Genomic DNA, 18393 nt, shown 5'->3' with positions numbered 1-18393 from the left:
CATCGGGTTGGGTCTGCCAAGCGCGTCGACGCTGCGTGAGTGCATGCTCGGAACGCGGTACTTGATCATGAACGGACTGCCTTGTCGGTCAGTGTCCGCAGCTCCGGCTGTACGTTCTCGATGTCCTCCTGAAATTTAAGGATCACGTTCATGGTGTTCCTAACCAGCTCCGGGTCGAGCCGGTCCGCATGCAGCAGAAGCAACGTGCGAGCCCAGTCGATCGTCTCGCTGATGGATGGCACCTTCTTAAGATCCAGCTCGCGAAGATCGTGAATGAAGCGAACCAGCTGGTCACGCAGCCGAGGCGCGATCTCTGGCACGCGAGCGTTGACAATGCGCTGTTCGAGAGCGATGTCCGGAAACGGAATATACAAGTGCAGGCAGCGCCGCTTGAGCGCGTCGGAAATCTCGCGAGTGTTGTTGCTGGTCAGGAACACCAAAGGCGGGGTGTGCCGGGCTTTCACCGTGCCGATCTCGGGAATCGAGACCTGATAGTCGGAAAGAATCTCGAGCAGCAGCGACTCGAACTCATGATCCGACTTGTCCACTTCGTCGATGAGCAGCACACAGCCGTGCTCTTCGCGTAACGCCTTCAGCAGCGGCCGCGCTTCGAGGAACTCTTCCGAGAAGAAAATATCCCCAAACTCATGCAGCCGCTTGACCGATTCGGCGAAGCCCTTTGCGCCCTGCAGAACCTCATCGAGCGTTTGCTTCAGCACCTGCGTGTAGAGCAGTTGTTTGCCATACTTCCACTCGTACAGCGCCTTCGCTTCGTCCAGCCCTTCGTAGCATTGCAGGCGAATCAGTGGCAGTTCGAACATCTGCGCCGTGGTCTTGGCGAGCTCGGTCTTTCCGACGCCGGGCGGACCTTCGATCAACACCGGCTTGCGCAGGTGATACGCGAGATAAACGGCGGTCGCGATCTGGTCGGAGCAGATATAGCGATGCGCCTCCAGATGCTGCTTCAAGGAAGCAACCGACGCGGCAATGCTTGGTATGTCAGCCATGGTTACCGAGTGTCCACCGCGGGCAGCGCATATGCAATCAGCCAGCCGCCCGCTTTTGGGTGTGGCCTGCTGTTCATCCGATTGCTCAGGTTCCATCCCCGTCCGCATGTATAGCCGATGCGCTCGAGACCTGCATCTTTGTGCTGCTGGGTGGGAGTGATAGGTGGTTTGCTTTAAGCTGTCGTGCTCATGAGTTGCGCCATCGCCTTCGAACACGTCAGTCACCGATATCTACACGCGGTCGCGGTGGACGATGTGAGCCTGCGCGTCGAAGCGGGCGAGACGGTGGCGCTGATCGGTCCCAGCGGTTGTGGGAAGTCGACGTTGCTCAAGCTTGCTGCCGGGCTTGCCTGGCCCCAGCAGGGCTCGGTGATCGTCACTGATCGAAAACTCGCGCCCGACAACGTGCTGGAGATTCGTCGTCGTATCGGCTATGTGATCCAGTCCGGTGGTCTGTTCCCGCATTTGAGCGCGGTGGACAATGTCACGCTGGCCGCACGCTTTCTGCGCAAGGAGCGGCAATGGATTGCAGATCGCGTGGCCGAGCTCGCGGAGCTGGTGCAACTACCGCGCGATGCGCTGGACCGCTATCCGAGCAATCTTTCTGGCGGGCAACGGCAACGGGTCAGCTTGATGCGAGCGCTGATGCTCGATCCGGCGGTGTTGTTGCTCGATGAACCTTTGGGTGCGCTAGATCCGATGGTGCGTCATGGTCTGCAGGAGGATCTTCGTCGTCTATTCAAAAGGCTGGGAAAGTCGGTGCTGCTGGTGACGCATGACATGGCTGAAGCAGCGTTCTTCTCGCAGAACATCGCGTTGATGCGCGAGGGAAAGGTCGTCCAGCGCGGCAGCTATCGCGATCTCATCGACGCACCCGCTGAGCAGTTCGTAAGCGATTTCGTGAAAGCTCAGCGAGGCCTGCATGCCGAGGCGCTCGATGGTTGAATATCGTCGGTGTCTGCTCGGTGCCGCGCTGACGATCCTGGCGCTGGTGACAAGCCCGAGCGTGCTTGCAGCCAAGACTGTCATCGGCTCCAAGGCATTCACCGAGTCGGTCATCCTCGGTGAGCTCGCGGCACAGCTGACCAAAGAAGCCGGCTACGATGTCGAGCATCGACGCCAGTTGGGCGGCACGAGAGTGCTGTGGAGCGCGCTGGTTCGCGGCGACATTCAGTGCTATCCGGAATACACCGGCACCCTGCGAACTGAAATCTTCGCCAGTCAAAGCGTGCGCAACGACGATGAGTTGCGCGCGCTTCTGGCGCGTGAATCGATGTGGACTTCGAAGCCACTCGGCTTCAACAACACCTATGTGCTTGGCATGCGGCGCGACCGGGCGGCCGAGTTGGGCATCACTCGAATGTCGCAGCTCGCAAGTCATCCGACGCTGCGCTTCGGCTTCAGCAACGAGTTCATGCAGCGGGGCGATGGCTGGCCTGGAATCCGCCAGCACTACGGTCTGCCCCAACAAAATGTGGTGGGGTTGTCGCATGATCTGGCGTATCGCGGGCTCGCCGCTCGCTCCTTGGATCTGACCGATCTGTATTCCACGGACGCCGAGATCGTGCACTACGACCTGACGACGCTGGTGGACGATCGCGAATTTTTTCCAGCCTACGACGCCATCCTGGTGTGTCGCGAGGATGTCGCGAGCGCCGTGCGCGAATCGCTCGATCGACTCGGCGGTCGCATCGACGAGATGACCATGACGAAGATGAATGCGCGCGCTGCATTGGATCGCGAGCCGGAATCGCAGATCGCAGCCAGCTTTTTGCGCGAAGAGCTGGGCCTTGCGTCGGATGTCAAAGTGGAGTCCAGGTCGGCCCGCATCTGGCGGCGGACCAGGGAGCATCTGGCGATGGTCGGGATCTCGCTCGGCCTGGCGATGCTGGTGGCGGTGCCGCTGGGCATCGTTGCCTTCCATCGCCGCGGCATCGGTCGCGTCGTTTTCGCCATCGCTGACATCTTGCAAACCATGCCGGCGCTTGCGCTGCTGGTATTCCTCATTCCCTGGCTCGGCATCGGTTACGCGCCGGCCATCATGGCGCTGTTCCTGTACAGCGTGCTGCCCATCCTGAGAAATACGCACACGGGCCTGGCCGATATTCCTCGCGATCTGCGCGAATCCGCGGAAGCGCTCGGCCTACCGCGCATTGCACGCCTACGCTATGTCGAACTGCCGCTGGCGGCTCGCTCCATGCTCGCAGGAATAAGGACAGCAGCCGTGATCAACGTGGGCACGGCAACGCTCGGCGCGCTCATCGGCGCCGGTGGTTATGGTCAGCCCATACTTACCGGCATCCGATTGGATGACACTAAGTTAATCCTGGAAGGAGCGGTGCCGGCCGCGGTGCTCGCGCTGCTCGTGCAATGGCTGTTCGGCTGGATCGAACGACGTTGGGTGACGGCCAAGTAACGTTCAGCTTGCGCATCAAGGATTGAGCGTCGACCGGCGCGCGCAACTTCACATCGGTATTGTCGAAATAACAATAGACGTCCCGCGGCTTCGAGGTGGGCGGCTTGCTCTTGCAGATCTTCTCCGCATCCCGCGGTTCGCCGCCACGTTGCCAGGCCCTGATGCGCCTTGCCCATTTCTCCAGCGCGCGCTCGCTGTAGCCGCTTTGGTAAAGCGTCTTGTCGCCGTGCAGGCGCATATAGACAAAGTCCGCCGTAATGTCATGCATCATTGGAAAGCGCTTGGCGGTCTCTGCAATCACCAGCCCAATGTGATGCTCGCGCAGCAGTTCGACGAACTCGGGGTCGCAGAAACTTTCGTGACGAACCTCGAACGCATGGCGTAGCGGAAGACACGCATCGATGGCGAGCTTGCAGCGTCCTTTCATGCGTGCGTCGCGCCGACGCGCCAGCTTCAGCGCCGCTTCGGTGTCGCGTGGCAAGAGCTCGAAGAACTTTGTGAGCTTTTGCCGGTCATATCTGAAGTTGGGTGGAAATTGCCAGAGAATGGGTCCGAGCTTGCGGTGCAGATTGAACACGCCCGAGGCGAAGAAATTCGCCAGCGGTGTCTCCACGTCGCGCAGTTTTTTCATGTGCGTGATGAAACGCGGTCCCTTGACCGCGAACACGAAGTCTGCCGGCGTGTCGTCATGCCAGCGCCGATAGCTTTCCGGACGTTGCAGCGAGTAGAACGAGCCGTTGATCTCTATGGTCGGCAGCACGCGCGAGGCGTGGTGCAGTTCCAGGCGCTGCGGCAGATCCTTCGGATAGAACACGCCGCGCCATGGTGTGTATCGCCAGCCGGAAATGCCGATGCGAATGCGGGCTTGATGCTGCAGTGATCCCATGTTCAGAGAATGTTTTACGAGGGGCTCCAGTGCCCGTCGCGTGCTTCGCTTTTCGCAATCTCCGCGCACGCCCGATCGAGACGGCCGACGCTGCGGAACTAACGCTGTGAGCGCGCGTTGATTTTTCTTGCATTTGTAAGTTTTGTCGTGGTCGGTAGCTAACATGAGTGAACCAATGTCATCCGTAGCCAGCCATTGCAGAATGCGTCGATATGCATTGCCGGTAGGTCTGCTGTTCTGTTGCGCATCCGGCAGCGCCTTCGGCTCGGGCTTCGCTTTGCTGGAGCAAAGCGCGAGCCGTCTGGGTACAGCGTTTTCCGGCACGGCGGCCGCAGCCGATGACGCCAGCACCATCTTTTACAATCCCGCCGGTATGGCCAAGCTCACCGAGCGTGAGTTCATGGTGGTCGCAAGCGGCGTGCTCATCAGTTCGGAGTTCAAGAACAGCAATTCACAAGCGGCGCTCGGGCAACCGCTCGGCGGCGATGGTGGCGATGCCGGCGACTGGAATGCAGTGCCAGCGGGCTACTTCGCGATGCCGTTGAACGAGCGCTTCGCGTTCGGCTTCGGGGTGAATGCGCCGTTCGGTCTGAAGCTGGAATACGGCGACGGCTGGATGGGCCGCTTCCAGGCGCTCAATTCTGAAATCCAGACTTATAACTTCAATCCCTCGCTGTCGTGGCGCTTGAACGAGCAGCTCAGTCTTGGCGTGGGCGTGAACTATCAGCGCATTCAGGCAGAGTTGACCAACTCCGTGAATTACACCGCCGTCGTCGCGCAAGGGTTGCAGAACCTGGTGGCGGCTGGACAGTTGTCCCCCACCGCGGTGCCGGGGCTGATACTGGCCAATGCGGGTCTCGAGGGGCACACGGCGGTGCGAGGAGACGACAGCGCGTGGGGCTTCAACGCCGGCTTGCTCTATGAATTCTCCGATGACACGCGCGTGGGACTATCGTATCGCTCCACCATCGATTACACGTTGGAGGGGAGCGTGCGCTTCCGTCCTGCGACTACGGCGAATCCGATTGGCGCCGGCATCATCACGGCCGCTTCAGCACCTGGCGGGCAGCTTGCGACTGGACCGGCGAGGGTGGATTTGAAGCTGCCCGACATCGCGACGGCCTCGTTGTATCACCGCATGGGCAAAGTCGAGTTGATGGCCGACGTGGCCTGGACCGGCTGGAGCAGCATTCAGGAGCTGCGCATCGTGCGTAATTCTGGGGATGTGCTCTCCGTGACGCCGGAGCGTTGGGAAGATACCTGGCGCTACGCCATCGGAGCGACGTATCAGCTCAACGATCAGTGGAAGTTGCGGGGCGGTATCGCGCATGACGGGACGAATGTTCCTAACAGCACCCGCACCGCTCGACTGCCCGACTCGGAACGCAACTGGGTTGCCGTGGGCGCGCAGTGGAATCCTGGCAACTCGTGGGTGGTCGACGTCGGCTACGCGCACTTGTTCGCGGACGACGCCCGGATGAATCAGGATGATGGGAACGCGGCCGCGCGAGGCTTCTTGATCGGTGAGCAGGAATCGTCGGTCGATATCGTCAGCGCGCAGGTCTCTTACAGGTTCTGACCTGCGAGATCGGCTATTGAGCGTTGATGCGCTCGGCCAGCAGCTTGTAGTTGCGATGCAGGGTCTGCACGAACCGCTGCAGATCCTGCAGCGTGCCGGTATTGACGATGACATCGTCGGCGGCGTCCAGCCGGTCTTCGCGTGAGGCCTGCGCCGCGAGGATCTGCCGAGCCAGCGCTTCATTCGAACCGTCACGGGCCATCAGGCGTTTCAGCTGCTCTTCCTCGCTGGTGTCCACCAGCAGCACCCGGTCGTAGAGATCGGCGCGGCCGCTCTCGATGAGCAGCGGAATCACGTGAATCTGATACGGCCCCTGCGCTCGTTGAGCTCGCGCGGCCAGCTCTTCCCGAATCGCCGGATGCGTGATGGCCTCGAGTTTCTTGCGTTGGGCCGGATCGGCAAACACGCGCTCGCGCATGCGGACGCGATCGAGCCGGCCACTGGTGTCGAGAATGTCGCTACCGAATTCGGCAACCAGCTGGGCCAGGGCAGGCGTGCCGGGCTCGACCACGTCGCGCGCGATCTGATCGGTATCCAGCACCGGCGCGCCGAGCTCCGCAAAGATTTCGGCGACGGCGCTTTTGCCGCTGGCGATCCCGCCGGTCAGCGCGATCAGCAGTGGCCGAAAAGGTCGTTTGGTGGACGAAAACATCGCCCGGAAGTTTAGGAGCCCATGGCGGGTGGGGCAAATACTGCCGTCGCAATATTTACTAGAGAGTACCGGCGAGCATCAGCCGCGCGGGTAAGCGGTCGCCCCACATCAGCGCGATCCAGCCCGCCGCCGCGAGAAACGGCCCGAAGGGAATGGGAACGTTCCGATCGCGCCCACGAAGCATCAGGGTGATGCCTACCGCTGAGCCGACCGATGCGGACACCAGCACGATGTCCAGCAGCGATTGCCAGCCCAGCCAGGCGCCGAGCGCGCCCAGCAACTTGAAATCGCCGTAGCCCATGCCTTCTTTGCCGGTGAGCAGTTTGAACAGGTGATAGATGCTCCAGAGGATGAGATAGCCGGCCGCCGCACCGACGATGCTGGAGACGCTGTCGGCCGGCAGCCAGGACGAAGGCAAGGTCGGCGCGAGGCTGAGCAGCAGACCGAGCCATAGCAGCGGCAGGGTGATCTGGTCGGGCAACAGCTGATGATCGAAGTCGATGGCGCTCAAGGCGACCAGTGCCCAGGTGAGCAACAGGGCCGCTCCGCAGTACCAGCTCACGCCGAACTTCCACGCCACGGCCGCCGACAGCACACCGGTGAACAGTTCGATCAATGGATAGCGGATCGAAATCTTCGTGCCGCAATTGGCGCACGCGCCACGCAGGAAGAGATAGCTGATCACCGGGACGTTCTGGAGCGCGGTGATCAATGCGCCGCACTTGGGGCAGGCGGAGCGGGGCACGAGCAGGTTGTATGGCTTGCGTTCGATCGGCTCCGCCCGCGGCGGGTCATAAGCGTTCGGGCCGAGGATCTCGTGCGCCTGAGCTTGCCACTCGCGCTCCATCATGATGGGCAGGCGATGGATGACGACGTTCAGGAAGCTACCCACCAGCAGCCCGAGCACCAGCATCGAAACGATCCAGGCGGTCGGTGAGGCCGCCAGCAGGTACTGCAATGTGCCGAAGACTTCCTGCATAAAGCGTAAAAAAACGCCGCGCCCACTGGTGCCCAGGGGCGCGGCGTCCGATTGTCGTTGAAACGAAAGGCGCTTCGCTTCGAGCTTACACCACCGCGCCGAGCTTGAAGATCGGCAGATACATGGCGATGACCAGGCCGCCGACCAGTACGCCCAGGATGGCCATGATCAACGGCTCGATCAGCGAGCTCATCGCGTCCACCGCCGCGTCCACGTCGGCTTCGTAGAAGTCGGCGACTTTGGCGGCCATGGAGTCGAGCGAGCCGGACTCTTCACCGACCGCGATCATCTGGATGACCATGTTCGGGAACAGCTCGGTCTGCTCCATGGAGCGCTGCAGGCGCTGGCCGGTCGCGACTTCGTCGCGAATCTTCAACGTGGCTTCTTCGTACACGATGTTGCCGGTTGCGCCGGCCACGGAAGTCAGCGCTTCCACCAGCGGCACGCCGGCAGCGAACATGGTCGACAGCGTACGCGCATAACGGGCGATGGCGGCCTTCACCATGATCGGGCCGATGATGGGCATCTTGAGCAGCAAGCGGTCCAGGAAACGACGCATGGGCCGCGAGCGTTTCTTGAAATAGAAGAACGCGTAACCGGCGGCGCCGGCCGCAAGCGCGATGTATATACCGCTTTCCTGCACGAACTTGGACAGACTGATGACCATGGCCGTGAACGCCGGCAGATCGGCGCCGAAGCTCTGGAACAACGACTCGAATTGCGGGATCACGAAGATCAGCAGAATGGCCGTGACGATCACGGCGACGCCCAGCACCGCGGTCGGATAGAACAGCGCCTTCTTGATCTTCTTTTTCAACGCCTCGGTCTTTTCCTTGTAGGTGGCGATCTTGTCGAGCAGCGTTTCGAGCGCGCCGGCCTGTTCGCCGGCTTCCACCAGGTTCACGAACAGATCGTCGAAATACAACGGGTGCTTGGCGAGCGCCTCGTGCAGCGAGGTGCCCGACTCGATGTCCGCCTTGATGGCCAGCACCAGCTTCTGCATCGACGGCTTGTCATGGCCGTTACCGATGATGTCGAAACATTGCACCATCGGAATACCCGCCTGCAGCATGGTGGCGAGCTGACGGGCGAACAGCGCGATGTCCTCGGTGGTGATCGCCTTGCCGCTCTTGAACAGCTGCACTTCCTTGCGCACGCTCTTGGCGAGCACGCCCTGGCGGCGCAGGTCCGCTTTCACGGCGGCTTCGGACACGGCCAGCATCTTCCCCTTGATGCGCTTGCCTTTCTTGTCCGTGCCTTCCCAGACGAATGGGAATTGCTGGCTGGATGCTACTTGAGCCATGGTCTAAGTCCTTGCAATCACTCGACCGTACACTGATTCACTTCTTCGAGGCTGGTGATGCCAGCCTTGACCTTGGCAAGACCCGACTTGCGCAGGTCCCAGATGCCTTCTTTGGCGGACTGGGCGGCGATATCCACCGCATTGCCTCCCTGCAGGATGATGCGCTGAATCTCTTCGGACACCGGCATCACCTGATACAAACCGGTACGGCCCTTGTAGCCGTCGGTGCAGGAGCTGCAGCCGACCGGCTTGTAGATCTTGATGCCCTCGGCCACTTCCTCTTCGGTGAAGCCTTCCTTGAGCAGGGCTTCGGCAGGCATGTCGAGGGGCACCTTGCAGTTGTTGCACAACCTGCGCGCCAGGCGTTGCGCGATGATCAGCGACACCGAGGTCGCGATCGCGTACGGCTTCACACCCATGTCGATCAGACGGGTCAGCGTCTTTGGCGCGTCGTTGGTATGCAATGTGGACAAGACCAGGTGGCCGGTCTGCGCGGCCTTGATGGCTATTTCGGCCGTTTCCAGGTCTCGGATTTCGCCGACCATGATCACGTCCGGGTCTTGACGCAGGAACGCACGCAGCGCCGAGGCGAACGTCAGACCCACCTTGGGATTGACGTTGACCTGGTTGACGCCCGGCAAATTGATTTCCGCCGGATCCTCGGCGGTGGAAATGTTCGTGTCCTCTTTGTTGAGGATGTTCAAGCCGGTGTACAGAGACACGGTCTTACCGCTACCGGTCGGACCGGTGACGAGGATCATGCCGTGCGGCTGCGACAACGCATGCATGTACAGGTCTTTCTGCTCGGGCTCGTAGCCGAGCGCGTCGATGCCGAGCATCGCGCTGGAAGGATCGAGAATACGCGCGACGATCTTTTCGCCGAACAGCGTGGGGCAGGTGCTCACGCGGAAGTCGATAGCGCGATTCTTCGAAATGCGCATCTTGATGCGGCCGTCCTGCGGGATGCGGCGCTCGGCGATATCCAGACGCGACATGACCTTGATACGCGCGGCCAGCTTCACTGCCAGTTGCACCGGCGGGCTGGCGATTTCTTTCAGGAAGCCGTCGAGGCGCAGGCGGATGCGATACGACTTCTCGTACGGCTCGAAGTGAATGTCGGAGGCGCCGCGCTTGATCGCGTCGAGCAGCACCTTGTTGACGAAGCGCACGATGGGCGCGTCTTCGACATCGTCGCGGCCCGCGGCCGCCAGCGCGTTCTCGTCCTCGTCGCCGCCCGTCACCTCGAGGTTCTCGAGATCCAGGTCGTCGTCGGTGAGCGCCGGCATCTGCGTGTCGACCTGCTCCATGGTCTTGCTGGCGTGCTTCTGGAGCTTGTCGTCTTCGACGACCACGGCCTCGACCGACAGGCCGGTCTGGAACTTGATCTCGTCCAGCGCGTGCAGGTTGGTGGGATCGGAGACCGCGACGAACAGGCGCTTGCCGCGCTTGAGCAGCGGCAGCACACGGTGCTTGGCGAGCAGCTTGTCGGAGACCAGCTTGACCACGTCGAGGTCGAGCTGAACGGAGTCCAGATCCAGCAGCGGCACGCCGAATTCCTGAGACGCGGCGATCGCGATCTCCTTGGCGTCGGCGATGCCGTTGGTGACCAAATGCGAGACCAGGTTGCTGTCCGCCTCCTTGGCGGCAGTCATGGCCTGAGTCATGGTCAGCTCGTCGACCAGGCCGTCCTGGATCAACCGCTGGGGCAGTCCCTGCAGCACCATGCGCTGTTGGATTGTCGAGACGTTCTCAGCCATTGAATGCGTGCCGTGGTAACGGGCGCCGTCCTAAGGAACGGCATTTGTCAAATTGGACGGATGGTCTCACATCCGGCGACAAAGGCTGCGTGACATATCTCACAGCGGTCGCCTGAACAACCCGACCGAATCCGGGGAGGAGACGGCCGGGAAGATACCCCAATCGGTCACGGCGGGGCAGCAGTGCTCCCCCGCTGCGAGCGTAAGGAAACTCAGCGACACTCCGAGGGCGCGTACTTGGCGGGCAAGGTGCCCTGGATGTCGGGGCTGATATAGAGATTCCGGTTGTCGGCGGTGCTGCTCGTCTCGGACGTGCACGCCCACTCCAGCGTGCCGTTCATCATGGAGGTGAGTGGCTGGCCGTTCATGGACGGGGTCAGCACCAGGCGCGTACCGTTCACTTCCATCGGCAGGCCGTTGCCATTGCCGGCGATGAACGTCGTGATCACCACCCCAGTCTCGTCGAGCGTGACGCTGTTGACGTACTTGGTGCGCGTACTGTCGATATTCCATGACGCTACCGCGCTTTCGAGGCCCGCCACGAAGTTGGCCTGGTAAGACTCGCTGATGTGCATCTTCGCTGCCGTCGCTCCGAGCAGGCCTTCGGAGACCTTGGCTCGTACGGTGTAGTTCTGGTAAGCCGGCACCGCGATGGCGGCGAGGATGCCGATGATGGCCACCACGATCATCAGTTCGATCAAGGTGAAACCGGACTGTGGGCGCATGGGCAAGAACCTTCCTTTTGTACTTTCTACCCTAAGACTCACGCCTAAAAAAAGAGGGGCGCCATGGCGCCCCTCCGGTCAGCTCAAGGCTGCATCCGCGTTACCGAATTAACGGCACTCGGACGGGGCCCACTTGGACGGCACGCCGGTGTCACCGAGCGCAGCGGCATCCAGGTTGCGGTTGGTCGCAGTCTGGTTCGTCTCAGAGACGCAGGCCCAATCGACCGAGCCCACCGACTCTTCGTCCAACGCGGCGCCGGCGACTCGCGGCGAGAAGCGCAGCTGCTTGTTGGTCATGCCGGTGGCGCCTTCTGGCAGACCGTTGCCATTGCCAGTGCGGAAGGTGACGTAGATGTCGCCGGTGGTTTCGTCAATGTTGACGGCGCCGACGTACTTGGTGGCGGTGCCATCGACCTGGTTGTTCCAAGCCGTAGCAGCGGCCTCGACGCCCTGCAGAGCATCGGTCTGGAAGGCTTCGCTCACCGCCGCCTTCGCGGACGACGCGCCGATCAGACCTTCAGACACCTTCGAACGGATGGTGTAGTCCTGGTAGGCCGGCAACGCAATCGCGGCCAGGATGCCGATGATCGCGACCACGATCATCAATTCGATCAGGGTAAAACCCTTTTGAGCCTTCGACATTTTCAAACTCTCCTCGGTAAGGAACAAACTCAGCAGCGACTGGTGCGTCGGCAGCTGTACTAGAGCAAGCCGCGTGCCAGGCGCTCCGAAGGTGGCTAAGTTACTGTCCTGTCGAGCTCTTTTCTGAGAAGCAGTGCAGGTTATGACAGCCGATCTGCAGTGCTCGATGCTCGGCCATGACAGTTACTGACAATTCGCGTCACTGGCTGACGTCGTACACCGACGTCGTTTGTGGCGACGCCGGCGCCGCGACGACCTTGTACAGCTTGGCGTATGGGACCTCTTGAGGTTCGCCGTCAGGCGTCGGGATCTTCACCGAGACCTCGTACAGAAGCTCGAAGTCCGGCGAGATCGATGCGGCGGGGGCGAGCAACAGCGGATTGGAGAGCGTTGGCTCGAGCGGACCGTAAAAGGAGTAATCGAAGCCGCCGTTTCCCTTTGGCTTGATGTCGCCGGCGCGCACCAGAATGTATTTCACGAACGGCGCACGCTCGGTGAAGTGCTCCTGGGGCACCGAAAACAACCGATTGACCTGGTCGGCCTTCCGGAAATGCTGCTCGGTCAACAGAAAGTTGTTGGCGATGACCGAGCAATCGGTGAAGTAGCGAATGTAGTGCCCGGCGTTGGTGTCGGCGAGCACCACCCCCGGATCTTCAGCACACGCTTTGCGCAGCGGCTCGAACATCGGATACAGAGGCAGGAAGCGACGCTCGCCGGCTTTTGGCGCAGGGGCGATCAGCTCGTAGCGCAGCGCTGGAGCGTAGGCCAGCACGAGCAGCAGCGAAGCAGCGAGCAAACCCTGCTTGTGCCTTTCGGGATGCTGTGAACCGATTTCTTGGGCGACCAGCAGCCAGGGCAGATACAAGGCGAAGGTGCCGAAGTAGTGCATGCGGATCTGCGTCATCATCAGCGCCAACCCGAACACGCACCACACCCAGAACAGCAGCCGCGGGCCCGTTCGTTCCCGCCACAGCCGCACGGCGCAGAACACGAAAGTGATGGGCGCGAGGAAAAACAGCGCCGAATAGAACGCTGTGAGGCGGGCAAACTGACCGTCACTGAACATTTGCAGCGGCGAGCGCATCTCCAGGATCTGGTCGAGCATGCCCAGACTGCCATCGACAAAGGATCGCGCGTAGCTGATTTGATTGAGCAGCGGTGCGAGCAACACAGCCGCGACGGCCACCAGCACGCCGAAGTTACGACGCGTCGGCTGCAATAGGGACAGCAGCACCATCACGGTGGCCGTGCCGCACACCACGTAAAGATGAAACCAGGACAGGAGGTAGAACTCGAAGCTGAAGTTTCTGAACGGTTCCGACGGCAGCAGGACCGCGAGCGCCGAGATTAGCAATGCCGCGACGAATGCGAGCGTCGGACGCAGTGGCGCGCGCTGGCTGTGCAGCCAGTGCACCAGTGCCGTCGCCAGGAATGGCGCCTGAAGAATGAACAGCGCATTGTGAACCGCCATGGCGACGCCGAAAGTGACTCCCAGCGCGACGCCCGATGCCGTGCTAGGCGATTTGAACCATGAAAGGCCGGCGGCGAGCGCGGCGAGAATGCAGATGTGCTCGGCGAAGTGATGGTCGATCTGGCCGAACATGTACAGCAGTTGTGTGCTCGAGCTCAGGGCCATGCACAGTCCGGCAAGCGCCATGGCCCAGTCGCCCAGCCCGATACGCCGCGCGACCAGCATCAACAATCCCGTGCCCACGAGCACCGCGGCCACTGGAATCCACAGCAGAATCATCAGCGGGTCGGCGCCCAGGCCGAGCGCCAGCGCGGCGCTGACCAGCTTGGCCATGAAGTAGTCGTAGCCCCACGGCCAGACCAGCTGACTGCCTTCGGGAGCGTGGATCTTCGGATCGAATTCGTAGAAGGCGCCCGGATCCTCGACGGTGTCGAGAATCCGGACTGCGTGATAGAAGCCGTCCACGCCGAAAGGGAAGTACACATCGCCGATGCGTGCTGCCGACATGCCCAGGCTGCACGACACCACGGCAATACAGCTAACCGCCAGCCATAACAGCAGCGGGGTGGGGCGAATCTGAAGTCGCATTCGAGGTTCCTGGCCGGCTCGGCGCGGAGGATAGCCGCCGACCGGCGCCGCAGATAGTGCGCTGGCTCTCATTGTTTTGCCGATGAGTCGATAGAATGCGCTGCCGCTCGTCACGGCGATGCTCGCCGAAACACATGGACGCAGTCGAAAACGCCGTAAGCACACGCACAGGCCTCGCCGGCCATCCCGCCCTGTTGTGCATCGGCGTACTCACCTTGCTGGCGCTGGTCATTCATGCGCCGCTGCTGATCGATTTCACGGTGGGCATGCTCGGCGACGGCTATCCGCTGAACGTCATCAGCGTCGATTTCGCCAACTACTGGATGGCGGGCCAGATGACCATGGCCGGCATGCAGCAGGACTTGTTCTCCTTTCCTGTCTACTACGGCCATCTGGAAGCCACGTTCGGCGCGAACTATCCCATTCACAATTGGGGTTACCCGCCGCACTTCCTGTTGTTGCTGTGGCCGTTGGGTCTGCTGAGCTACAAGCCCGCGCTGGTCGTGTTCCTGACCGTGACCTTCGCGCTGTTCGTGTTGGCCGCGTTCGTGTTTCGACGTGTCTATGCTCCGCAGTCGTCCGTGACGCTGCTGGTGCTAGCCATCTTCGGTTACTCGCTGATGATGGTTTTCACCACTCAGAACGGCTTCCTCACGGGCGCCCTGTTGTTGTTTGGATTGGCGTGGATGAAGTCGCGACCGGTGGCCGCGGGTTTGGCGTTCGCATTGCTGACCATCAAGCCGCAGCTGGGTCTGCTCATTCCGGTGCTGCTGCTGTTGGATCGCAACTGGCGCGCGATAGGCTGGTCGGCTGCCTTCACAGTGGGGCTGGTCGCATTGTCGGCCGCCTGCTATGGAACCCAGAGCTGGACGGCTTATCTGACCGAGACCCTGGCCTACCAGCGTTCGGTCATGACGGACTGGTCCGGCATCTTCCTGCGCATGATGCCGACCATGTTTGCGAGCATGCGCACGCTCGGATACACGCCCGACACGGCATACGTGGTGCAATGGCCGTTCTCGATCCTCGGCGCCGCCGTGGTGCTCTGGGCCTGGCGCTGGCAAACCGATCCGCTGCAAAGGATATTCACGCTGGCATGCGGCACCTTCGTGATCTCGCCCTACGCGTTCAACTACGACATGGGAGCGCTTGCCGTCATCGCTGCACTACTGGTGGGTTCGCAACCATTGAGTCGCTTCGCGTTGATCATGGTAAGCGTCATCGCCGCCCTGGCACCCTGCGTTATGAATCTGGGACGTTCGAACCTGCCGATCTCGCCCGTGCTGCTGATCATCGGGCTGGCCGCGTTGACATTGCACGCACAACAGATACGGCGTGAGCCTCTCAGCTGATGAACCAGCTCCCCGTGATTCAAGCCATGCGCTCTCGCGTTATCGCCTCCCTAGGCCTGACTCCGGGCGATCTGTGGATGATCGCCGCGTTGTTCGCGAGTTCGCGCCTGCTGTATGCCTGGCTCGGGGTGGAGTTCGATGCGTCCACACTGCCCAGATACATGCAGTTCATCGACGTGGAGCTGCTGAAGACTCGGCTGCTCGAATCGATATGGTATACCACGCCGATCCGCCGTTGCTGAACTTGTTTGCCGGTGTTGGCCTGAAGTTATTTGGCTCGCGGGCGGACATTTTCTTCAGTGTCGTGTTTCATGTGCTTGGACTGCTGGCTGCCGTGACTGTGTACCTGCTCACGCTCCGGCTGAGTGGCTCGAGGGTGGCGGCTGTCGTTGCCACGGCGTTGATGGTGTTCAGCCCGTCCTTCGTGCTCTACGAGAATTGGCTGATGTACAGCTTTCCTGCCGCGGTCATGTTGACGGTGTCGGCCTGGCTGCTGTATCGCTACGTCGAGACGCGCCAGACAAAGTGGTGCGCGGCCTTCTTCACTGTGCTGGCCATGTTGTTACTGACGCGCAGCTTGTTTCATCTCGCGTGGATGATCTTGATCGCGGTGGTGCTGTTTGCCTGTCTGCGCGAGCGTCGCAAACCAGTGTTGCTTGCGGCGCTCGTGCCGCTCCTGGTGGTGGCTGCCTGGTATGGCAAGAACTATTACTACTTCGGCGTGTTCTCGAGCAGCACCTGGATGGGGCTGGGGCTATCGAACATTTCCACCCTGGTGGCGACGCAAAAGGAATTGCAGCCGCTCGTGGCGGATGGGCGACTGACGCCGTTCGCGCTGGTCTCGCGTTATCGCGAGACGGACAAGCTGTTTGCATCCCAACTACTGCCACCGTCTGGAATCCCGGTCCTGGACCAGGTCCGCAAGTCGAACGGTCCCTACAATTTCAACAACCGACAGATCGTCGACATCAATCGCTATTACACGCAGGATGCGGTGACGTTGATCCGTACCTATCCATTCAACTACGTGTACGGCCTGGTGCTTGCCGATGGACTGTTCTTCTCGCCGTCGGACATGAACCGCTACTTCAGCGAGCACAATCGTTCGGCCGCAGCGCCGATGCAGCGGTGGTTCAATCCACTCTGGTATGGCGTGAGCACCGCGCCGAAGGTGGTAGATCAGCCGCATTTCGGTTTCAACAGCAGATGGACGCTGGAAATCAACACCTCCAAAGCGTTGATCGCGCTTTGGCTGCTGGTGCTGCCTTACGGCTATTGGCAGGCGCGTCAGGGCGTGCTGAAAAGGCCGGTCGAAGCCAAGCCGAGGGCCATCGTGCTCGGCTTCATCGTGGTGACCGCCGCCTATCTATATGTGGTCGGCACCACGCTCGAGCTAGCGGAGAACTATCGCTATCGGTTCCTGATCGAGCCGCTGTTCTTCGTGCTCACGGCGACTGCGGTTGTCAGTCTGGTCGATTTTATAAAGCTTCGCATAAGCCACATGCGGGGCCATGGGCAGCGGAATCGTTCCTAGCAGCTGATACTGCGCAGGCAGCGTGTCCGCAGGAGCGGACAGTAGCTCCGGCGCCAGCCGGTGCGGACTGGGACCGAAGAAGTTGAGACGATATCCGCCGCCCTCGGCGCGCGAGATGCTGGAGGCACGCACCAGGACGTATTTGGCATAGGGAGCCACGGTCAACAGTTCGCTGGCTGACATCGAGAACAGCTGATCGACCCGGTCCGCTTTCGCGAAGTGCTGCGGTGTCAGCAGGAAGTTGTTCGCGATCACCGAGCAATCGGTGCCGTAGCGGATGTAATGCCCCGCGTTGGTGTCGGCCAGCACGATGCCCGGATCCTTGGCGCAAGCATCCCGCAAGATCGGCAGCAGCGGCGCCATGCGCTCGTACCAGACATCGGCTGCCTTGGGTGGCTTGTTGAGCAGTTCATAGCGCACTGGCGGAACGTACGCCAGCAATAGCGCCAGCGAAGTGCCTAGCACTATGTTTCGGCGATGTTCCGGACGCTTGTTCGCGAGATCCTGAGCCAGCACCAACCAAGGCAGATACAACGCGAAGCTGCCGAAATAGTGCATGCGCATCTGCGTGGAAAGCAGCACCAGCCCGAATGTCGCAGTGACCCAGAAGATCAGCTGCGACGAACTGCGTTGTCGCCAGCACTGTACGGCGCACACGATCAGTGTGATCGGCGCGAGCCAGATGAGGAAGGAGTAGAACTTCGTCAACCCGATCCAGTCCTGCGCAGCCCGGGACAGGGGCGAACGCATTTCCTGAATCAGCTTCAGCCGTTCGAAGGTGCCGCCGAGAAAACCCGCGGCGGTGTCCAGTTGACTGACAACCCCATAGAGCAGCCCCGCGCCAATGGCCGCTAGCATGAGCATGGAGTTGCGCGTCACCGGAACGCGGTTCAGTAAGACGATCAGCACTGCTGTTGCGGCGGCGATATACGCGTGGAACCACGATAGTGTGTAGAACTCAAACCGACCTGTTTGGAACGCAAGCGAGGGTGCCAGCACCGCGAACGTTGTGAGTAACAACGTCAACGCGAGTACCAGCGTGGCGCGGGGCGGGGTGCTGTGCCCTTGCAGCCATCGCACCAGAAACGTTGCGAGCAAAGGGATCTGCAGTACAAACAAACCATTGTGAATGGCGGGCGCGATGCCGAGCGTCGCTCCAAGCAGCACGGCGAATAGCACGGTCGGCCGCGAGAACCAGGCAAGCCCTGCAGCTAGCGAGCCGAGCAAGAAGATCAGCTCGGCGAAGTGATGATCGATCTCGCCGACCCCGTGCAGCAGGCGCGTCGATGGCGCACATGCCATGCAAAGTGCGGCCAAAGCGATGAACGGGGCGGAGAGCGCGAGCTGCCGGCCGATCGCGACCGTGAATCCAATGGAAAGGAACAGTGCCACGACTGGAATCCACACCAGGATGGCCATGGGATCGGCGCTGAGTCCCAACGCCAGGCCGGCTCGCACGATGCCTGCCATCAAGTAGTCATAACCCCAGGGCCAGACCAGCA

Annotated in this window: 15 protein-coding genes; 6 read left to right on the top strand and 9 right to left on the bottom strand. The window is 61.2% G+C overall.

The genetic code is table 11. The features are described 5' to 3' along the window. Positions 1 to 65 precede the first annotated feature (65 nt). The gene (locus JM946_RS01850) at positions 66 to 1007 is read right to left on the bottom strand and encodes an AAA family ATPase (protein WP_203165435.1); all 942 of its coding nucleotides are present in this window, start codon (positions 1005 to 1007) and stop codon (positions 66 to 68) included. A gap of 189 nt (positions 1008 to 1196) precedes the next feature. On the opposite strand from JM946_RS01850, the gene JM946_RS01845 reads away from it, so the two are divergent. Beyond that, positions 1197 to 1952, top strand: coding sequence for an ATP-binding cassette domain-containing protein (locus JM946_RS01845; RefSeq protein WP_203165434.1), 756 nt, complete (start codon positions 1197 to 1199; stop codon positions 1950 to 1952). Next, positions 1930 to 3423 carry an ABC transporter permease/substrate-binding protein gene (locus tag JM946_RS01840; protein ID WP_203165433.1) on the top strand — a complete coding sequence of 498 codons (1494 nt, stop codon included), beginning with the start codon at positions 1930 to 1932 and terminating at the stop codon, positions 3421 to 3423. The genes JM946_RS01845 and JM946_RS01840 overlap by 23 nt, the downstream gene beginning before the upstream one ends. Here the strand turns inward: JM946_RS01840 and JM946_RS01835 are convergent. Continuing rightward, positions 3323 to 4309, bottom strand: a complete 987-nt coding sequence (locus JM946_RS01835; protein WP_203165432.1) for a DUF72 domain-containing protein — start codon at positions 4307 to 4309, stop codon at positions 3323 to 3325. The two genes, JM946_RS01840 and JM946_RS01835, sit on opposite strands and share 101 nt — an antisense overlap. A 175-nt stretch (positions 4310 to 4484) precedes the next feature. Here JM946_RS01835 and JM946_RS01830 point away from each other — a divergent pair, with 175 nt between their 5' ends. Beyond that, positions 4485 to 5888 (top strand): OmpP1/FadL family transporter, encoded by a 1404-nt coding sequence (locus JM946_RS01830; protein ID WP_203165431.1) that lies wholly within the window; start codon positions 4485 to 4487, stop codon positions 5886 to 5888. Between the two features lie 13 nt (positions 5889 to 5901). Here the strand turns inward: JM946_RS01830 and coaE are convergent, their stop codons facing one another. The 7 genes from coaE to JM946_RS01795 form a co-directional block, all read right to left on the bottom strand. After that, the gene (gene coaE, locus JM946_RS01825) at positions 5902 to 6540 is read right to left on the bottom strand and encodes a dephospho-CoA kinase (RefSeq protein ID WP_203165430.1); all 639 of its coding nucleotides are present in this window, start codon (positions 6538 to 6540) and stop codon (positions 5902 to 5904) included. 58 nt (positions 6541 to 6598) lie between these two features. Then, the gene (locus JM946_RS01820) at positions 6599 to 7519 is read right to left on the bottom strand and encodes a prepilin peptidase (RefSeq protein ID WP_203165429.1); all 921 of its coding nucleotides are present in this window, start codon (positions 7517 to 7519) and stop codon (positions 6599 to 6601) included. Positions 7520 to 7604: 85 nt separating this feature from the next. Further along, positions 7605 to 8822, bottom strand: a complete 1218-nt coding sequence (locus JM946_RS01815) for a type II secretion system F family protein (protein ID WP_203165428.1) — start codon at positions 8820 to 8822, stop codon at positions 7605 to 7607. A 17-nt stretch (positions 8823 to 8839) separates the two neighbouring features. After that, a complete protein-coding gene (gene pilB, locus JM946_RS01810) occupies positions 8840 to 10579 on the bottom strand; it encodes a type IV-A pilus assembly ATPase PilB (RefSeq protein WP_230979427.1) in 1740 nt (579 codons plus the stop codon). Between the two features lie 212 nt (positions 10580 to 10791). After that, a complete protein-coding gene (locus JM946_RS01805; RefSeq protein ID WP_203165427.1) occupies positions 10792 to 11304 on the bottom strand; it encodes a pilin in 513 nt (170 codons plus the stop codon). A 108-nt stretch (positions 11305 to 11412) separates the two neighbouring features. Then, entirely contained in the window at positions 11413 to 11946 is a 534-nt protein-coding gene (locus JM946_RS01800) for a pilin (RefSeq protein ID WP_203165426.1), read from the bottom strand. Between the two features lie 199 nt (positions 11947 to 12145). Continuing rightward, on the bottom strand, positions 12146 to 14005 hold the full coding sequence (locus JM946_RS01795) for a hypothetical protein (RefSeq protein WP_203165425.1): 1860 nt from the start codon (positions 14003 to 14005) through the stop codon (positions 12146 to 12148). Between the two features lie 134 nt (positions 14006 to 14139). Here JM946_RS01795 and JM946_RS01790 point away from each other — a divergent pair, with 134 nt between their 5' ends. The 3 genes from JM946_RS01790 to JM946_RS01780 are packed head-to-tail and all read left to right on the top strand — an operon-like array spanning position 14140 to position 16891. Further along, positions 14140 to 15357 carry a glycosyltransferase family 87 protein gene (locus tag JM946_RS01790; RefSeq protein WP_203165424.1) on the top strand — a complete coding sequence of 406 codons (1218 nt, stop codon included), beginning with the start codon at positions 14140 to 14142 and terminating at the stop codon, positions 15355 to 15357. Further along, positions 15357 to 15599 carry a hypothetical protein gene (locus JM946_RS01785; protein ID WP_203165423.1) on the top strand — a complete coding sequence of 81 codons (243 nt, stop codon included), beginning with the start codon at positions 15357 to 15359 and terminating at the stop codon, positions 15597 to 15599. Before JM946_RS01790 ends, JM946_RS01785 begins: the two co-directional genes overlap by 1 nt. Further along, on the top strand, positions 15569 to 16891 hold the full coding sequence (locus tag JM946_RS01780; RefSeq protein WP_203165422.1) for an ArnT family glycosyltransferase: 1323 nt from the start codon (positions 15569 to 15571) through the stop codon (positions 16889 to 16891). Before JM946_RS01785 ends, JM946_RS01780 begins: the two co-directional genes overlap by 31 nt. Positions 16892 to 18393 lie beyond the last annotated feature (1502 nt).

This window comes from Steroidobacter gossypii (assembly GCF_016801985.1).
Taxonomy (GTDB): Bacteria; Pseudomonadota; Gammaproteobacteria; order Steroidobacterales; family Steroidobacteraceae; genus Steroidobacter; species Steroidobacter gossypii.
This window is presented reverse-complemented; position numbering and strand designations above follow the sequence as displayed.

Coding starts and splice junctions, on each gene's coding strand:
- JM946_RS01850 (WP_203165435.1), bottom strand. CDS start 1,007: ATGGCTGACATACCAAGCATTGCCGCGTCGGTTGCTTCCTTGAAGCAG.
- JM946_RS01845 (WP_203165434.1), top strand. CDS start 1,197: ATGAGTTGCGCCATCGCCTTCGAACACGTCAGTCACCGATATCTACAC.
- JM946_RS01840 (WP_203165433.1), top strand. CDS start 1,930: ATGCCGAGGCGCTCGATGGTTGAATATCGTCGGTGTCTGCTCGGTGCC.
- JM946_RS01835 (WP_203165432.1), bottom strand. CDS start 4,309: ATGGGATCACTGCAGCATCAAGCCCGCATTCGCATCGGCATTTCCGGC.
- JM946_RS01830 (WP_203165431.1), top strand. CDS start 4,485: ATGTCATCCGTAGCCAGCCATTGCAGAATGCGTCGATATGCATTGCCG.
- coaE (WP_203165430.1), bottom strand. CDS start 6,540: ATGTTTTCGTCCACCAAACGACCTTTTCGGCCACTGCTGATCGCGCTG.
- JM946_RS01820 (WP_203165429.1), bottom strand. CDS start 7,519: ATGCAGGAAGTCTTCGGCACATTGCAGTACCTGCTGGCGGCCTCACCG.
- JM946_RS01815 (WP_203165428.1), bottom strand. CDS start 8,822: ATGGCTCAAGTAGCATCCAGCCAGCAATTCCCATTCGTCTGGGAAGGC.
- pilB (WP_230979427.1), bottom strand. CDS start 10,579: ATGGCTGAGAACGTCTCGACAATCCAACAGCGCATGGTGCTGCAGGGA.
- JM946_RS01805 (WP_203165427.1), bottom strand. CDS start 11,304: ATGCGCCCACAGTCCGGTTTCACCTTGATCGAACTGATGATCGTGGTG.
- JM946_RS01800 (WP_203165426.1), bottom strand. CDS start 11,946: ATGTCGAAGGCTCAAAAGGGTTTTACCCTGATCGAATTGATGATCGTG.
- JM946_RS01795 (WP_203165425.1), bottom strand. CDS start 14,005: ATGCGACTTCAGATTCGCCCCACCCCGCTGCTGTTATGGCTGGCGGTT.
- JM946_RS01790 (WP_203165424.1), top strand. CDS start 14,140: ATGGACGCAGTCGAAAACGCCGTAAGCACACGCACAGGCCTCGCCGGC.
- JM946_RS01785 (WP_203165423.1), top strand. CDS start 15,357: ATGAACCAGCTCCCCGTGATTCAAGCCATGCGCTCTCGCGTTATCGCC.
- JM946_RS01780 (WP_203165422.1), top strand. CDS start 15,569: ATGGTATACCACGCCGATCCGCCGTTGCTGAACTTGTTTGCCGGTGTT.